This is a genomic window from Acidobacteriota bacterium (genome assembly GCA_016208495.1).
GTDB lineage: Bacteria > Acidobacteriota > Blastocatellia > Chloracidobacteriales > Chloracidobacteriaceae > JACQXX01.
Map to the genome: position 1 here is coordinate 1 of JACQXX010000028.1, position 16,275 is coordinate 16,275.

A 16,275-nucleotide genomic window follows, 5' to 3' on the forward strand; every position below is an offset into this window, starting at 1 on the left:
TTCGGAACCAATCCCTTTCGAAGAAGAACCAGGAACCAAAGAGTGGTTAGTGGTTAGAAATCAATACTTTCGAAGAAGAACCAGGAACCAAAGAGTGGTTAGTGGTTAGAAATCAATACTTTCGAAGAAGAACCAGGAACCAAGAACCAAGCCCAAATTCCTAATTTCATGGTGTTCCTTACCTGATTCTGGCTGTTCAACGGAGCATTTGCGATTCTTTTTGGAACCTTCAGGTCCTAAGGGCGTGAGAGTTGGGTATTAAATCCAATTACAATAATTGCCAAAAGTCGCGAATGTACACCCACCCACACTGCCTGGGTCAACCACTCCAGTTTTCCAGACCTTCGGAAGACGAGTAGAGGGCAAGGAACAGAACTGATATGAGCGTTGCTTTGAGCTATCAAATTGAACTCAACCTGGAACGACCTATTTCAATCGAATCAGCCACTGATCACGAATTAGTCGCCGCAACCAAAGAAGGCAATGAGCTTGCCTTCCAGGAAATTGTGCGTCGGTATCGGAATCCAATCACAAATTTTATCTTTCGGATGCTCAGCGATTATGACCGGGCCATTGAGTTAGCTCAGGAAACATTTCTTCGGATCTACGCCAACTCTCATCGCTATGAAGCAACCTTCAGTTTCTCAACCTACATTTACCGCATTGCCACCAATCTGGCGATTAGTGAACTCAGGCAGCGCAAGCGTCGCCAGATGCTTTCGATCTTTACGCCCTGGCGAAAAAATGCTGAAAGCGATGATGACGAGCAGATGCTTGATCTGCCCGATACGCGACCACTTCAGGATGAAGACCTGATTGATCGCGAGCGCCGTCTGGCCGTGGCCCGAGCCATCAAGACGCTTCCGGAAAAATACCGGGCGGCTTTGGTTCTGCGTGATGTGGAAGGAATCAGCTATGATCGGATTGCTGAAATTCTTGAAATTTCCGAGGGAACTGTGAAGTCGCGGATCAACCGCGCTCGCAATATGCTGCGTGAAAAGCTCGTGGCCTATATTTAAAGGCAAGTCGGGGTGCTACCCATCTTGCCGATAGGCTTTGACTGATCACGAATTTGGTTAGAGGACTCATATGTTGACCTGTCAACAAACTCGCACTCATCTGGAGCAGGTAGATTTCATTGAGGAATCACTGCATCCTGAAGTTGTTACCCATCTTTCGCAGTGCCGTGACTGCCAGACGCTCTTTGAAGAAACCAAAACCCTCCGGTTCTGGTTGCGGAATCAGCGCCGGGTGGCGGCGCCACAAGATTTTGAACATCAGCTCCAAACCCGATTAAGAGCTGTGAAGCAGGAACGCCAGAAATCCGGCTGGTTTGCCTGGATTCCAACCCCGGCGTTAGCTGCCGTCAGCGCGGCAGTTTTATTGGGATGTGTGTTCGTACCCCAATTTTTTCGGCAGACACTGCCTCTTTCAACTCCGTCGCAAGTTGCCGATACTGGTTTTCAATCCGAGGGCATTTCTCCGTCACCGGTTGAGCCGGCAATGGCAACTCCAAGCCCCACTCATTCTGAGGTACCAGTGGCAAGTCTAGTCTCGACCACTGAAACACGCCGAACCGTTCGACGAACCTCCACTTCCGCGCGACATCGGGCGTCGGAAGAATCTGGTGGAGATGTCTTTCTGCTGGTGCGGGACGGAAGTAACTCCCAACATGTGGTCACGGTGCCACGCGTGATTTATGGGGCGCAACCAATTCTCAATACCAACGCCCCACGTGTTGAAGTCGAAGCTGATACCCAACATGTCTTTTAGTGAGGGTACATTTGTTGGTTTGAAATGGAATCAATGCTCAAGTCGGAATCAATGGACTTCCAGCCTTTATGTGAATCAACCAGGGGAGGGTAGTGAACACCACTTGGATGGGAGGTGCGAAATGAACCAAAATCTGCTGCCATCTCCCCATCATCTTCAGAACTCATCGTTGACCCAGCCTCACACAAAGTTGCTCTCTTTGGTTAAAACTCCAATGTTCAAATCCAGGTTGTTGCTTTCGTTCTTACTGCTGAACTGTATTGTTTTGAGCGGTTTACCCGGTGTTGGAGATCTTGCGAAAGGCCAGGTGGTTGCACAGACGGCGCCTGCTCCACCAGCGACAACACCCCCGCCCGCTCCCCATGTGGTTGGCGCCACGGCCCAAAGACGTCCTCCCCGCCAGCAACAAATCAGTGCTCGCGCCCCATGGATCGTCAATGTGGCGCATGTCATCAACCTCAGCGAAGTCGCTGACATTTATCGAAAAAATCAGGGTATCGAGGTCAGTCCAGCCGACGCGATGCCAACCTCAGAAGTCCAGTTGTTGAACATTTCCACCGGGATCGTGATTGATTCCAAAGGACATGTCCTGGTTCAGCTTGCTCATCTCAACCCGGAACAAGCGTCAAGTAACCTGACGATTTGTACCGCCGCCGATGAAACACTCTCGGCTAAATTTGTTGGGCTGGATGGGGTAACCGGCCTGGCTGTTTTAAAAATTGACGGACTCGACATTGCTCCTCCGACATTTTTGAGCGACACCCTAGCTCTGAAATCAATTCAGCCAGACCAGCATGTTTTTGTCTGGCTTCCCACATTTGGGAAAACGGCACCACGGATGAAAGCGAGGTCACGGGCATTAACACCGCCTCGGGGACGAATTACACCGGCCCGGGTGGTTGAAGTTTCGGCCACACAGATTGAAATTCGCCCTGAAAAACCCCTTGCCATGCGTGAAAATGTGGCCGGAGGAATCGTGTTTAATGAGGCAAACCAGGTGGTTGGCCTGGTGCAGGCTGAGGATGGCAATATCTTCCAGGTCGTTCCAATGACCATGGTCAATCAGGCATTTCGCCGGATCTTAAAATCTGGCCGAAGTGTTCCCCGTGGCTGGCTTGGAATTGGTGGGAAGGATATTGCCCTGTTACCTGCTGCAGACCGTGCTCAGTTGAAATTATCCACGGAGAAGGGAATTCTGGTTGATACGGTGCTTCCCAACAGCCCTGCCGACAAAGCCGGAATCAAGTTGTGGGACGTGATTGAAGCCGTGGATGGTCGGCCACTTGGTTCTTTAAAGGACTTCCTGGCATTTGTTGGGCAGCGTCCGGCTGGGTCTCAATTCCAGCTTTCGCTGGTGCGAGAAAATAAAGCGTTGGAAAAAATGGTTGTGCTTGGGGATCGCGAATATGCCGGGACCATCACAGCCCAGAAAGATCCACTTCTGGAAGCCATGAAGGTGCAAATTGATGAATTGCAAAAAGTGGCGATTGAAATGAGAGCCCGAACCAACGCCAGTCAATCAACGGAAGAATCGGCCCAAACCACAATTGAGTTATCAAAGGTTGAAACTTCATTGGAAACCGCGATCAAACGCTATGAGTCGCGAGCCCAGCAAAACAACCTCGTGATTCGAAATGAGATGACGGTGCTTGGCATTGTGACGACAAATCTCACTCGACAACTTGCCAATTTCTTTGGGGTTACTCAAACCGGTGTCCTGGTGAATAGTGTTGAAACAAAAGGATTTCTGAGTCAGATCGGAGTCAAGGCTGGCGACATTATTGTTGAACTCAATGGTCAACCTGTCATCAGTCATCATCAATTGAACTGGGTGCTGAATAATCAATCTCTGGTTCTTGAATCAATTTCAATTGTGCGCAAAAAACAAACCCTCAAGTTTGCACTCAACCGGCTCAATCAACCTTCCAGGTGATTTCGGTCAGCGCGAATTGGTACTCTGCAGCGGGGTAAAAGTCCGGAAAGGAGCTTCACCACACGGAAGTTCCTCCGGACTTTCTTGCTTGTCAGAAGACCGCTCACCTACAATTCGGGTTTTCCCAATTCTGGCATCAAGAACGGATTTCTCGTCTATGGTTTCAACTCAGGTTTCCATCATCGGTGGCGGTTTGGCTGGAAGTGAAGCCGCCTGGCAGGCTGCGCAACGTGGCATCAATGTGACACTCTATGAGATGCGCCCGGTTCAGCCGACCCCGGTGCATACAACTTCCAATCTGGCTGAGATTGTTTGCAGCAATTCCTTTAAATCAGACGAATCAAATTCGGCACCGCACCTTCTCAAAGAAGAGCTGCGCCGGGCCAGATCACTTCTTATCGAAATTGCCGAACAGGTACGGGTGCCGGCAGGTGCCGCCCTGGCCATTGATCGCGAAAAGTTTTCAGCCGAAGTCACCCGCCGGTTGTCGGCTCACCCACGCATCACCATCAAACGTGAGGAAATAACCCGGATTCCAGCCGATGGTCCCGTGATCATTGCCACGGGGCCGCTGACTTCACCCGCGCTGGTCAGTGAAATTACCCGGTTGACGGGTGATGAGCAGTTGTATTTTTTCGACGCGATTTCCCCAGTGGTTGATGCCGAAACCATTGATTATTCAGTTGTGTTTCGAGCGGCCCGGTATGGGAAAGGTGGCGATGATTATCTTAATTGCCCAATGTCCAAAGACCAGTATGAAACATTCGTGGATGCCTTGCTGGTGGCGGAAAAGGTTCCACACAAAGCCTTTGAAGCCGATTCAGCGAAATACTTTGAAGCATGTTTACCAATTGATGTCGCTGTCACCCGTGGGCGTGAGACGCTACGGTTTGGGCCACTGAAACCGGTTGGGTTGATTGACCCCCGCACTGGAGAAATGCCCTATGCCGTGGTGCAGTTGCGCCAGGAAAATCTCCTGGCCGACAGCTATAATCTGGTTGGGTTTCAGAATTCAATCAAATGGGGACCCCAAAAACAGGTATTGCAACTGATTCCAGGGCTTGAACGAGCGGAATTTCTCAAATTTGGTCAGGTTCATCGCAATACCTATATCAATGCTCCCAACATTCTGACCAATACCCTGCAGGTGAAACACGAACCCCGCATCTTCTTTGCCGGGCAAATCTCAGGGGTCGAGGGCTATGTTGAATCCCTGGCCACGGGGCTGATTGCTGGTCTGTATGCGGCTGATCTGGTTCAGCACCGATCACCGGTCCCGGTTCCGCGGGCATCGGCGATTGGAAGCCTGATCCACTACATCTCTCATTGTGAACCAAAGCATTTTCAACCCGTCAACATTACCTTTGCCTTGTTGCCACCGCTTGAAGAAGCTGAACGGAAGAAGTTAAAACGCAAGCCCGAACGTCACGCACGACAAATTGCAATTGGGTTGGCTGCATTTGAACAGTGGCTCACTGAACAAACACAAGCGAAGGCCGTCGCTGAATGAGATCAGGAGAGAATCCGGCATGGGTGTACAGTTTGGAAAAACAAAGGTAATTGGATATGGGATGGGTGTCCTGATGATCTGGTTAATGTGGCTTGCCTTGACCAGCACGGCACAGGCCCAGGTGTTGCCGCTTCCTCCAGACACCACAACTCCCCGAAAACCTAAACCGACTCTCTCAACCCAGGAGGACCCGAGTGACCTCCTGATTCGATCTGATCTGGTCACATTACTCGTCACGGTTGAGACGACGGAGAAAAAATCCCTGCCATCTCTCCAACGGGATGAGTTTGAATTGCTGGAAGATGGGGTCCCCCAAAAAATCGAAACTTTGGTCCAGGAGGTACGGACTCCACTTCGAATGGTTGTTTTGCTTGATATCAGTTCAAGTGTGCGCAATCGCCTGAAGTTTGAACAGGAAGCCACCCTTCGTTTTTTCCGCGAAGTCCTGCGCCCTGGGGATCAGATTGCGTTTTATGCCTTTAACCACGATGTTGTGATGCGACAGGATATGACTGGGGACCTGAGACAACTTGAAGCTGCGACTCAAGGGCTCAAAGCCAAAGGCGGGACTGCTGTCTACGACGCGGTCTATCAGGCTGCCCAGAAATTGAGTCGGGAGAAGGGGCGCCGGATCATCATCCTGGTTTCAGACGGGTCAAACACCATCAGCCGGGTGTCCCAGGCCAAAGCCATTGATGAAGTTCGGCGATCAGAGGCCGTTTTATATGGTATTTACTCGGCGGCCCAGACCTCATATGACAACTTTATGACGCCACGCGGGCGGTTTACCTTACAAGCCTTATGCGATGAAACTGGAGGAAGGGTGTTTCCGGGGTCAACGGTGGACGAATTGATTGCCGGTTTTGGACAACTGACCATCGAGCTGCGGTCACAATATAAACTTTCTTATTACTCCAACAATGATGCTCAGGATGGGAAATTCCGAAAGATTGATTTGCGCGTCAAACGTCCGGATTTGAAAGTCAGAACCCGCGAAGGCTACTTTGCTCCAAAAAATTAGGTGTTTGGGGGCACACTTTCCATCAATCTTCAATTTCGCGGGGTTAAGAAAATCCAATAAAGCGGCTTCTCATCTCAGCCGATGGAAGCAGGCAAGAATCGTGTTTGCCAAACCACCGATACCGATGTTTGGCAAATACATCATAAGCCAGATCTCGCAAGCGCCCTGGTACCAGGTTTCCAATCCAAAAAATATTCCACCATCCGCCCAGATAGGCTGCAATTTTCAGTGCTGCTGTTGATCGAACAAAAACCTGTTCTGACTGCCCATTGCTTCCTGGGGCGACATAAATCACTGAATCTATATTTTTTATGTGTGGATGTCGGTTCAGAAGTGATTGGGCAAACTCACTCTGCAACGGGGCAAAGCGTAAGGTGCCCTGCCGGTCAAATCGAAGAATAAACTGAACACTGTGGTTGCAGAACCCACACACTCCATCATAGAGCAAGACTGGAAAGGCCAGACTGGATGAAGTGTGTGATGAGGGTTCCATAGTCCGTGAAGGAAAAGCAGATGGGTGAATTATGAATTATGAGGGGAGTATGTCATTGAAGATCAATGGGTTCGCTGTCTCATAATTCATAATTTCGATGCCTGCCGCCACGCGTATTGAGGAAAATACTCACGGCTTCACCTGACACCACCCCAGCTTGAGCCAGAGTTTGTCCTGGGCGAAGCTGCATGTTGCGATAAACCAGCGTTGTACCTGGGACACTGGGAATTAATCCAGCTTCAGCCAGATTGCGCAGAATGGCATCTGAGGTCATATCATCTGAAACCGTGACTTCGACCTCTTTCCCGTTATTTTCGTTCCGAAATGTGACATCAATATCTGACATTGCGCCTTTAGCCGGGAAGTGGCTTTCCTCCTCTTAAGAAGTTAGCAAAACAAAATTGTGTGTACTTTACATCGTGGTGTGATTGCACCGCTGACAATGACCTGATTCGAGATGGTACATATCAACCTGATGACACACCTCACATCTGGACGGGCGATCCTCTCGTTTGACCAGGAATGTGCCGGAGGCATCATTTGACGCTTCTGGGGGAGGTAATGAAAATCCATAGGCGTCATCGTGCAGGTCATAGTAGTTCCGCCGTGGAAGTAATCGGAAGCCTCGCAGCCCGTCACTCCCTTCCTGATACCGGTCCTGGATTTCAAGCCCGACCGAAAAGGCCACCACAACTAAAAAAAAGAGTGCTCCAAGGGCTAAAAAATCCATGTATGACCTCCGGTTTGGAAGGTTGAAGCATAGCGGAGAAGCTTCTCAGTGAGAAGACATTCAACCCGCGTTCGCTGACTTTTTGTAAAGCAAGCCGTGGGTTCGGAGCAACCCTGGATGGTTGTGACTCGGTAGACTTGATACGGGTCAATGCAGTCTACCCTGGATCAGCTTTTCAGACGAGTCTTAATTTTCAGGCTACGTGAACAATGGTTATTGATCCCAGTCACCCAGAAGCTCTTGTTTATCTCCGGTTAATTCGACGGAGTGAATCTGGCCGCTGGCATCCGTAACCGAAAGAATGTGCAATTGGGGGATTCCAAGATCCCACAGCGAACGGTCCAGCATCGGTGATGCCAGCGGGCTATCACCCAGATGGTGGCGTGAAATCCGGGTTGTGGCTTTCACATAGGTACTGGAATCAGTTGCGGCTGAGAAGGTGACTTTCTCCTGGTTTTCCTCACCAAACCGGCAGCGGGGGCAATACACTTCATCGTCAAAAACCCGGTGCGCCGGGCGGTTGAGTTCGATCCAGGTATGACAGGACCGGCACCGAATGCCTTCAATAAATCGCCGTCCTAGATCAATTTGAACTCCCGTTCCAAATTTGTGTTCCAGCCAGTCAAGAAATGCTCCAAGTGATGTGGTTTTGGCCTCGGCGGGTGATTCCACAATTCTGGAAAGGGTGCCGTGAGCCAGACAGTCTGGGTTTTCAGGAAGTCGAATCCGGTGAAATCCGTGAGTCAACCCATTGTAGGCCAGCCGAACGCCGCATTCGATGGTTTCCTGGTGAAGCAGTTTGACCGCTTCCTGAACCTGCAAGGCGGAAATCAGGGCTGACGTGACCTGAACCGTGGGAAGGCGCTCAGCGTCCAGATAGCGTTTTTTGACCTGTTCGCAGGAATCATACCGTGACTGGGCATCTGCGACCTGGTCGGAGGTGATGTTGCATTCAAAACAACTATTTTCTGTCCCTGAGAAGACCGTCACACTCCCAGCCAGTTCATAGATACCAGCATTGATCCAGGGCGTCCCGACTGACCGGGCCGCCCGGTTGATGGCCAGCCGGGCTTCGTCATTATCAACACAGCCGAGAATGACATCCATCCGACGAAAGAGGCCCAACCCAATATCCCACACCAGATCAGCATCAAGAGACTGGATCCGGGCGGTTGGCTCTAACATGAGTTCACGGGCCCGCTGTGCCGCCAGCTCGGCTTTGGGACGGCCTACGTCCTCAGGTCGAAACAGCAGCGTGCGGCTCAGGTTGGATGCGGAAATGGTATCGAAATCAACCACCAGAAGTCGCCCAGCCCCAAGCAAGGCCAGATTTTTCAAGGCTTCATTGCCCAATGCGCCAGCTCCAATGATCAGAATGCGTGCCTGGCGCAGGACATCTTGCTTCCACCAGCTTAGACGCTCCTGACGATCAAAGGGCGATTCATTGGATTCGGGGCGGATGACAAACGAGGAAGTCATAAACACACGCTATATATAATAAGGACATGTGGGTTCCGGGTTCCGGGTTCCGGGTTCCGGGTTCCGGGTTCCGGGTTCCGGGTTCCGGGTTCCGGGTTCCGGGTTCCGGGTTCCGGGCAGAATCCATTGGTTTTTGATTTTCCTGGTGCCCGTTCAAAAACTCAGAAATGAAGGCTAAAGCAGATACCGGCGGCGAACCAGATCCATGGCTGCCTGTGAGGTCAGCCATCGAATTCGCTCCCGGTCACCGGGAAGCAATAATTTTTTGTGGCTCACTGAAACATCATCCGCCAGACCTATATACACCAGGCCAACCGGTTTTTCAGGGCTGCCGCCGTCAGGTCCGGCAATACCCGTAATCCCAACGCCAATGGTTGCGCCTGAGCGCTGCTTAATGCCACGGGCCATTGCTTCGGCGACTTCAGGGCTGACGGCTCCTTGAGTTTCAATCAATTCCGGGGAAACCCCGAGAAGATCGGTTTTGGACTGGTTTGAGTAGGAAACCACACCCTGGAGAAAGTAATTTGAACTGCCGGGCACCTCGGTTAATCGCATGGCCAGCAACCCACCCGTGCAGCTTTCGGCTGTGGCGATGGTATAACCTTTGACGGTTAACTTCAAAGCCATTACCTGCTCCATTGTTTCACCCTGGTGGGCAAAGAGGTTTTCACCCAACTTTTCTTCAATCTGAACGGCCACCTCATCAATCAGGCGGTCAGCTTCGGTATCAGTTTGGGCGGAAGCCGTCAGGTGAATTTCAATATCGGTACGGTTAAACAGAATGGTGGTCAATGGGTTGGTATAGCGGCTGTAAACCGGGGCAATCAGGTTGTCAACAGCGGACTCGCCCATACCGGAGACCCGCATGACTCGTTGTCGGAGTCGTTTCCCTCCAGCCAGCGGTTCTAAAACAGGCCGGACATAGTTGGTGAACATCGGCTGCATTTCACGCGGTGGACCCGGAAGCATGGCGATGACCTGGGTTCCCTCACGAATCAGAATTCCTGGGGCTGTTCCATTTGGATTCCGAAGCACCTCGGCCCCGCGTGGCACCAACGCCTGCCGCTCATTATTGGAGGACATTTTCATGTTGCGGCTTTCAAACAACTTGCGGATGTGATCAAGGATATCCTGGTGCAAAATCAACGGGCGTTTGAGAACCCGCGAGAAGACCTTGCGGGTGATATCGTCTTCTGTCGGCCCAAGTCCACCAGTGGAAATAATCATGGATGAGCGTTTCAAGGCATCGCGCAGTGCGTCTTCCAGGCATTGTTCATCATCTCCGACAATGGTTTTTTGTCGCAAACTTATGCCCAGAGCGTTGAGTTGAGAGGTTAACCAGAGGGAATTGGTATCACTCCGGTATGGGGTTAACAATTCTGAGCCAATGGCAATGATTTCAGCTTGTAACATAGTGTTTGAAGAGAAAGCCGCTACACATTCTCTAAAATTTGATTGAATTCCGGGTTATTTTGTTCCTGGTGTTCCAACTGTAGTCGAAGGACCTGTCAAAGCAGAAGTCGTTTGCGCCGATTGTGTATCAGCCAGTGTGGCGCCGACAAGTTGGAGACTGAGACACAGTACCGAGCGTCGTTCGGTGTAAATTCCGGCTGGTCGCAGAACTGAAGTCGAGCTGGTGATTTCAGTCGGGAAGGGACTTGATGCGGATGGTTGCGAAGATATTTCGGCTTGAGACTGCGGACGAACCGTTTTGGCAATTGCCTGGACGGTTTCCTGAAAAATAGCCTGATCTGAAGACAGTGACGTCCATATCCAGGGTTGGGCAATTCGCCGGGATTGCCACTCCCGATAGGTTGATGAATGCACGACTGTTTTCCCAGTTTGAAATGCATCACAGACCTGAACAAGGAGTGGATGCGGGCCGAAGACCAGAAAATCTCCCACAAACATGGCTGCCCGCTGGTCAGGATGTGAGGATTTCACAATTTCAACGCCCTGATAGCTCTGATTCTGAAGTTGAGAGTTCTCAATTCGCAGATAGCGATCAATGACTGGCAGCAGGCGAACTTTGTTTTTCACCTGGAGAATCCAGATTCGGGAGTGATCGGCGCCCATCGTCACCCAGCCAAATTCAGGGCCAATGGTGTCTCCGAGTGATTCTTTCGGATCAATCCCATAGCGTTCCCCGAGGGCATTGAGCACTTCCCGAAGGGCAAAGCTGACAACGATGGAGCTTTGCGAAGAAACCAGTTGTTGAAAACGATTCACCAGTTCGGTCGGATGGTTGATCTGGCCAAATGTATATTCACCGGTGCCAGTTTCGGGTATCACTTCCACGATTCGGGGTGATGGCAAGGTCGTCGTCACCCATGCCTGCAGAGCTGTGACCAGTTGTGGTGCGAGGAGCCAGAGCACCTGATCCACAAACTGATGGTCCTGAATGGTGGTATTGAGTGCCAGACCTTCCGTGAGTCGGGGAAGCGTTTCTTTCAAAAGAGACTGGGCTGAATCAGTCACCTTTGGGGGCAAAATTCCGAGTCCCGGCAGAGCCAGTTGGGTGAGTCCATGGCTGGTAATGAACGAAAAGCCAAGGCTCGGACTTGCCGTAAGTTCCTGATGTGCCTTCTGATACCCGGCCACCGTATCAATGGCCGGAGCTTGTTCGTCTAAAACCAGAAGACATTGGTGGAGTGCTGGTTCGTGGTTGCTCAATAGAAGAATGTCTTTATCGGCAACCGTGAGAAGCACACGTGAGCTGCCTGGTGACCGGTACTGGACAACGGTTCGACCCTGAATTGAGCGTGACTCGACCATTGGGGTTGGGCCAAATGCCTTGCGAGCCAGTTGGGGGGCATATTTTTGAAGCAGCGAAGCGGTTCGACTGGAGGAAGCATAGGTTCGCACCACCACTGCCCAGCGGGGAATCAGGCTGAGTTCCGCTGTACCCTGACCTGGTTCAGGTGTTGCGCCAATTTCCAGGTCAGTGATGACGACCGCGAGTTGTGCATTCTGCCAGATCCCAGCTTCGGTGAAGGATAGCCCTGGGATTGATTGCCACCAACTTGAATTCATCTCTCCTGGGATGGGTAACTCGCCAGTCACGGAAACAAGTGTTTTCCAGAATGCGGTTTGCTGAAGGCTGGTCACTGCAGCCACAGGTTGGTCAAGTTCGTAGACAAACAAGGCTGAAGCTGGAAGGATTGTTCCAAGTGGTTTGTGTTGCGGCGATTGAACCAGATAGAATCCAGCGAGCAAGGCGAGACTGGCCAGCAACAACCACACCCCACCACCATACTTAGAGCGGAACAGTTTGGCCAATGACATTGATCAGATCCACCATTCACAAGGAAAATCGAGGGAGTGAGCAACAAAACCCCCAATGAACAACTCGGGCTCGTTCAATGAAATAGCGGCTGAGCCTACCAAAGAAAGTAAACCCTTGAATAGCCCGCTGGCTGGTCTACCAGAAAAAAACCTCATTAATCCATACTTTTCTTTCACCGGGTTTGTTGTGACCAAAAAAGAGTTGACGTACGTCTTGGATGAATGGTAATTATGGGCAGCCTATTAGCAGCACAAAATATCATCACTCGCATAAATCACACTCATTCAAGCATCATCATACATCCAGGGTAATCAAGCACATCAGTTCCAGGCTGGGTAACCAGGTGCAGATTCATCAAATCTGAGCGAGCCTCAACCACGAAGCGCTTCGCCACAGGTGTGAGGTTTTGAACAGTGGTGCTGGTCACTCAGTTCCCTGTGCCTGCTTTAATTTCCTTCTCCTTCAGTTTTTCTTCAGAACAGCGGTTTTCCAGGGGGTTCACAACTGGTTCTTTCAGGAGTTTCCGGCTTTTTGGCCGGTTGTCGTCATTTTTCCTCATGAAAATGGCACGCCACCGACAGGAGCCTTAAACGTGCCGATGCCCCAGGAACCGAGGGACTCACTATAAGTCTTTCCAACAAGAAAAAAGGTACTCTATGTTTGGTGCGAAACGTAGCTTGGTCGGGGTCGATATTGGCTCCAGTGCGGTGAAAGCCGTTGAACTCAAGGCTCACAAAGGTAATTTTGAATTGGTTGCCATCGGGCACGTGCCCTTGCTTTCCGACACCATCGTGGACGGTCACATCATTGACTTAAACCACGTAAGTGATGTGATTAGCCGGATTTTCACTGATCAAGGGATCAAAACCGATCAGGTTGGAACCTCGGTTTCAGGTCATTCGGTGATTGTGAAAAAGATCTCGGTTCCGTACATGAGCGATGAAGAGTTGCAGGAGCGGATTAACTGGGAAGCTGAACAGCACATTCCATTTGATATTGCGGATGTGAATCTGGATTACGATGTCCTTGGACGCGATCCGGCCAGCGGCAGCATGGAAGTTTTACTGGTGGCTTGTAAGCGCGACAAGATTGCTCAATATACACAGGTGATTGCCGCCGCCGGGAAGAAGCCAGTCTTTATTGACGTTGATGCCTATGCGCTCCAGAACGCCTATGAGCTGAATTATCAGCCCATGCCAACCACCACGGTGGCTCTGCTCGATGTTGGCGCCAGTGTGACGAGTATCAATGTGGTTCGAGGCAATTCATCCTTGTTTACCCGAGATGTTTCAGCCGGGGGCAATCAATATACTGATTTGCTGCAAAAAGAGCTGAATTTAACCTTTGAACAGGCTGAAGCCCTTAAGCGTGGAATCCCGACTGATAACGGTGTCCAGCCAGAGGACGCCCAGCCGTTAATTGAATCAGTGACCGATATTCTGGCCATGGAAGTCCAAAAAACGCTTGATTTCTGGAAAGCCACCAGCCAAATGGGTGATTCGGTTCAAATCGACCGCATTTTGATTTCTGGCGGCAGTTCCAAAATCCGAGGGTTAACCGCCTATTTCTCGGAACGGTTTGGGATTCCGGTTGAACGATTTAACGCTTTTAACAGCATCAAGGTCAACAATAAGAAATTTGATGAGGAATACATCAAGGAGTTGGCACCGAATATGGCTATTGCCGTTGGGCTGGCTTGTCGGTGTGCTGATCTGTAGTGGGATGTTCAGCCAGACCCTGAACCGGATCAAATCAGGGGCTTTGGCGGTTGGATTCCATTCTCTTGCAATTGACTAAATCCTGGCATCTGTCAGGGGGCTTTTCATTTGGTCAACTGTTCAACCTTTCACATAGATCACCCAGCCATTCGTCGGAAGGTGGGTCAGAAAGGAGAGACGGCGGGAACGCTCCTTTGGGATAAGGAAGTTAACCCCTGTAAGTCTTATGATTAAAGTCAATTTGTTGGCAAGTGCGGTAACCGAAGCTCAGGCTGCAGCTCCTGCTCCACGGCAAGCTCAAGCAACTGGCCAAATTCTGATGATTGGGGTGGCGATTCTTGGCCTGGTCATTTTTGTTGGTGTTGACTATTACTTTGCAAAAGCAGCGGCTGATGAAGCCAAGCAGTATTTAGCCGACCAGGAAAAGCAAAAGCTCCAACTCGATGGCCAAAAGAAAGAACTGGAGCAGTATGAGCAAAAGAATAAAATTATTCAGCAGCGTCTGGCTGTGATCAAGCAACTGGCCGAAGGTGGAAACCAGGGACCAGTTAAAATCTTGAATGCTGTCAATACCAAAATGCCACCTGATGGAATCATTTTGGGCCAAATTACTCAAAAAGGCTCAAAGATTTCTATCCAAGGTGTGACAACCAATCGTGAGCGGGCAACCCAGTTTGCAAAAGATCTTGAAATTGAAGGGGGCGGGCTCTTCACCAATGTTTCTGTGATTATTGACGCACCTGGGAAACAAGATGCGACAGAAGAACAAAACATTAAGTTTACGATTGATTGTGTCTACAATCCGACGCCTCCGCCATCGGCAACAGACGGCACTGCTCCAGCAGCCGCCGCTACGCCACCAGCCAAAAAATAAGAATAATTTCTTTGGCTGGTTCCCTGTGGGTCCGGTGTGCAGTGGCACGACTGCAAATCATCAACATCAACACTGAGTTTTTGAAGGAGTCAATGTCATGGCTGAAGGTGGTGGCGGAATTGGTTTTCTGACAAATATTCCCTGGTGGGGGCAATTGCTGATTCTCCTGGTTTTGGTGCTGGGCTTAAGCTATCTGGGCGATGTTTTCTTGTGCGCAGATCTTCGACTCACTGCCGAGAAAGACCGGAAAAAAGCTGAAGATTTGAAAAAAGAGAATGAGAAAACGAAGCAGTTCATTGCTCAATATGCCCAATACAAAGCTGCCTATGAACAGGCGTTGCAAGATCTCAAGAGTTATCGTGAACGACTTCCTGAGTCGCCCTTGATCCCCAACACTGTGGAAACCATTTACTTACAAGCTGAAAAAGTCGGTTTGGTGGTGCGTGGAATTAAACCGAAGGCTGAAACGAAAAAGGATTTTTACAAGGAAGTCCCCCTGGAAGTGAAACTTGGTGGTACCTATAACAATATCGGGATCTTCTTTGATCGCCTTGAAAACTTTCCTCGAATTATGAAAATCGGGGATTTAGATATGAAGAAAGCCACACCTCAAACTGATAAATTAAGTATTGAGACCGTGTTTACCATGTCCGTGTTTTATGCTGCTGAAGCAGATGTGATGAATGTTCCTGAACCAACGGCAAAAGATACCAAAGCAAAACCAGCCCCAGCAAAAACACCATAACCTGTCATAAACGGATGTCACCTTGGATCACTTTTATAGATCTGGCCTTGTGCGTTTATGTCGAGGAGGAAAAATGCAGACAGTATTTGTTTCAAAGTATTTACAGTTGAAACCCTTTATGCTTGCGGTCACGATTCTGGTATGTGGGACAGTTGGAACTTTTGCGCAATCACCCGCATCAACATCGCCACAGGATTCCTCAAAGGGGACGTCGGTTGACAAAAAATCAAACTATCAGGCCCCGCGAAAAGACCCGTTTGGAGATCCAAACTTGTTGCGGAAAACCAAACCGGTGGAGCGTGTTCCCTACCCCCCACTCGCCGAACGTCAGCAGCAATATCGCAATGGCGCCATCAAGGGGCCGACCCCGCTGGTTCAATACCTGATGACAGAGGTTGAAGTCGTGGGGATTTACCAGACTCAAAAAACAACTGGGGCACTCCTGAAGGTGAAAGGTTCATCGAGGGTGATTGGGGCCCGGGTTGGGGACTTGTTTTTTAATGGCCCTATTCAAGCTATCCGCATCTATGATGCCAAAAAGGCTGGTGATGAGGGAGGGGCGGCACTTCTCCCTGGGCAACCCGCCGGGGAAATTGAGTGTGAAGAGGTAGTTCTGTTCGATGATGGAAACAAAGAATACAAAAAATACTCTATCACCTATACCCCGCGTCGCTAGGGGAATGGCCAAATTGGGTCAGGTTCTTGAAACATCT

15 protein-coding genes are annotated in these 16,275 nt (G+C 50.3%); 9 read left to right on the forward strand and 6 right to left on the reverse strand.

The window, feature by feature from the left end:
- The first annotated feature begins 380 nt into the window (after positions 1 to 380).
- The 5 genes from HY774_04720 (at position 381) to HY774_04740 (ending at position 6,237) form a co-directional block, all read left to right on the forward strand.
- A complete protein-coding gene (locus HY774_04720) occupies positions 381 to 1,019 on the forward strand; it encodes a sigma-70 family RNA polymerase sigma factor (GenBank protein MBI4747765.1) in 639 nt (212 codons plus the stop codon).
- Between the two features lie 70 nt (positions 1,020 to 1,089).
- The gene (locus HY774_04725) at positions 1,090 to 1,773 is read left to right on the forward strand and encodes a hypothetical protein (GenBank protein ID MBI4747766.1); all 684 of its coding nucleotides are present in this window, start codon (positions 1,090 to 1,092) and stop codon (positions 1,771 to 1,773) included.
- Between the two features lie 265 nt (positions 1,774 to 2,038).
- The gene (locus tag HY774_04730; GenBank protein MBI4747767.1) at positions 2,039 to 3,706 is read left to right on the forward strand and encodes a PDZ domain-containing protein; all 1,668 of its coding nucleotides are present in this window, start codon (positions 2,039 to 2,041) and stop codon (positions 3,704 to 3,706) included.
- A 157-nt stretch (positions 3,707 to 3,863) separates the two neighbouring features.
- On the forward strand, positions 3,864 to 5,216 hold the full coding sequence (gene trmFO / locus HY774_04735) for a methylenetetrahydrofolate--tRNA-(uracil(54)-C(5))-methyltransferase (FADH(2)-oxidizing) TrmFO (protein MBI4747768.1): 1,353 nt from the start codon (positions 3,864 to 3,866) through the stop codon (positions 5,214 to 5,216).
- Positions 5,217 to 5,235: 19 nt separating this feature from the next.
- On the forward strand, positions 5,236 to 6,237 hold the full coding sequence (locus HY774_04740) for a VWA domain-containing protein (GenBank protein ID MBI4747769.1): 1,002 nt from the start codon (positions 5,236 to 5,238) through the stop codon (positions 6,235 to 6,237).
- A gap of 43 nt (positions 6,238 to 6,280) precedes the next feature.
- On the opposite strand, the gene HY774_04745 is transcribed toward HY774_04740, so the two are convergent.
- The 6 genes from HY774_04745 to HY774_04770 form a co-directional block, all read right to left on the reverse strand.
- Positions 6,281 to 6,730 (reverse strand): DUF393 domain-containing protein, encoded by a 450-nt coding sequence (locus tag HY774_04745; protein ID MBI4747770.1) that lies wholly within the window; start codon positions 6,728 to 6,730, stop codon positions 6,281 to 6,283.
- Positions 6,731 to 6,809: 79 nt separating this feature from the next.
- Positions 6,810 to 7,076, reverse strand: a complete 267-nt coding sequence (locus HY774_04750; GenBank protein ID MBI4747771.1) for a hypothetical protein — start codon at positions 7,074 to 7,076, stop codon at positions 6,810 to 6,812.
- Between the two features lie 66 nt (positions 7,077 to 7,142).
- Positions 7,143 to 7,460 (reverse strand): hypothetical protein, encoded by a 318-nt coding sequence (locus HY774_04755; protein MBI4747772.1) that lies wholly within the window; start codon positions 7,458 to 7,460, stop codon positions 7,143 to 7,145.
- Positions 7,461 to 7,673: 213 nt separating this feature from the next.
- On the reverse strand, positions 7,674 to 8,939 hold the full coding sequence (locus HY774_04760; GenBank protein MBI4747773.1) for a ThiF family adenylyltransferase: 1,266 nt from the start codon (positions 8,937 to 8,939) through the stop codon (positions 7,674 to 7,676).
- A gap of 174 nt (positions 8,940 to 9,113) precedes the next feature.
- Positions 9,114 to 10,352, reverse strand: coding sequence for a competence/damage-inducible protein A (locus tag HY774_04765; GenBank protein MBI4747774.1), 1,239 nt, complete (start codon positions 10,350 to 10,352; stop codon positions 9,114 to 9,116).
- A 54-nt stretch (positions 10,353 to 10,406) separates the two neighbouring features.
- Complete coding sequence (locus tag HY774_04770; protein ID MBI4747775.1) at positions 10,407 to 12,224, reverse strand: DUF3352 domain-containing protein; 1,818 nt, start codon at positions 12,222 to 12,224, stop codon at positions 10,407 to 10,409.
- Positions 12,225 to 12,881: 657 nt separating this feature from the next.
- Between HY774_04770 and pilM the strand changes: the two genes are divergently transcribed.
- The 4 genes from pilM (at position 12,882) to HY774_04790 (ending at position 16,238) form a co-directional block, all read left to right on the forward strand.
- Positions 12,882 to 13,943: a type IV pilus assembly protein PilM gene (gene pilM, locus HY774_04775; protein ID MBI4747776.1), complete on the forward strand. Its 1,062-nt coding sequence runs from the start codon at positions 12,882 to 12,884 to the stop codon at positions 13,941 to 13,943.
- Positions 13,944 to 14,169: 226 nt separating this feature from the next.
- Positions 14,170 to 14,817 carry a PilN domain-containing protein gene (locus HY774_04780; protein ID MBI4747777.1) on the forward strand — a complete coding sequence of 216 codons (648 nt, stop codon included), beginning with the start codon at positions 14,170 to 14,172 and terminating at the stop codon, positions 14,815 to 14,817.
- 97 nt (positions 14,818 to 14,914) lie between these two features.
- Complete coding sequence (pilO, locus tag HY774_04785) at positions 14,915 to 15,562, forward strand: type 4a pilus biogenesis protein PilO (GenBank protein ID MBI4747778.1); 648 nt, start codon at positions 14,915 to 14,917, stop codon at positions 15,560 to 15,562.
- A gap of 73 nt (positions 15,563 to 15,635) precedes the next feature.
- Positions 15,636 to 16,238 carry a hypothetical protein gene (locus HY774_04790; protein ID MBI4747779.1) on the forward strand — a complete coding sequence of 201 codons (603 nt, stop codon included), beginning with the start codon at positions 15,636 to 15,638 and terminating at the stop codon, positions 16,236 to 16,238.
- Positions 16,239 to 16,275: the final 37 nt, after the last annotated feature.

Bases quoted from the DNA above. Each gene is read 5' to 3' on its own strand.
- HY774_04740 (MBI4747769.1), top strand. From the start codon at position 5,236: ATGGGTGTACAGTTTGGAAAAACAAAGGTAATTGGATATGGGATGGGT.
- HY774_04720 (MBI4747765.1), top strand. From the start codon at position 381: ATGAGCGTTGCTTTGAGCTATCAAATTGAACTCAACCTGGAACGACCT.
- HY774_04780 (MBI4747777.1), top strand. From the start codon at position 14,170: ATGATTAAAGTCAATTTGTTGGCAAGTGCGGTAACCGAAGCTCAGGCT.
- HY774_04765 (MBI4747774.1), bottom strand. From the start codon at position 10,352: ATGTTACAAGCTGAAATCATTGCCATTGGCTCAGAATTGTTAACCCCA.
- HY774_04725 (MBI4747766.1), top strand. From the start codon at position 1,090: ATGTTGACCTGTCAACAAACTCGCACTCATCTGGAGCAGGTAGATTTC.
- pilM (MBI4747776.1), top strand. From the start codon at position 12,882: ATGTTTGGTGCGAAACGTAGCTTGGTCGGGGTCGATATTGGCTCCAGT.
- HY774_04790 (MBI4747779.1), top strand. From the start codon at position 15,636: ATGCAGACAGTATTTGTTTCAAAGTATTTACAGTTGAAACCCTTTATG.
- HY774_04750 (MBI4747771.1), bottom strand. From the start codon at position 7,076: ATGTCAGATATTGATGTCACATTTCGGAACGAAAATAACGGGAAAGAG.
- HY774_04770 (MBI4747775.1), bottom strand. From the start codon at position 12,224: ATGTCATTGGCCAAACTGTTCCGCTCTAAGTATGGTGGTGGGGTGTGG.
- HY774_04745 (MBI4747770.1), bottom strand. From the start codon at position 6,730: ATGGAACCCTCATCACACACTTCATCCAGTCTGGCCTTTCCAGTCTTG.
- pilO (MBI4747778.1), top strand. From the start codon at position 14,915: ATGGCTGAAGGTGGTGGCGGAATTGGTTTTCTGACAAATATTCCCTGG.
- trmFO (MBI4747768.1), top strand. From the start codon at position 3,864: ATGGTTTCAACTCAGGTTTCCATCATCGGTGGCGGTTTGGCTGGAAGT.
- HY774_04755 (MBI4747772.1), bottom strand. From the start codon at position 7,460: ATGGATTTTTTAGCCCTTGGAGCACTCTTTTTTTTAGTTGTGGTGGCC.
- HY774_04760 (MBI4747773.1), bottom strand. From the start codon at position 8,939: ATGACTTCCTCGTTTGTCATCCGCCCCGAATCCAATGAATCGCCCTTT.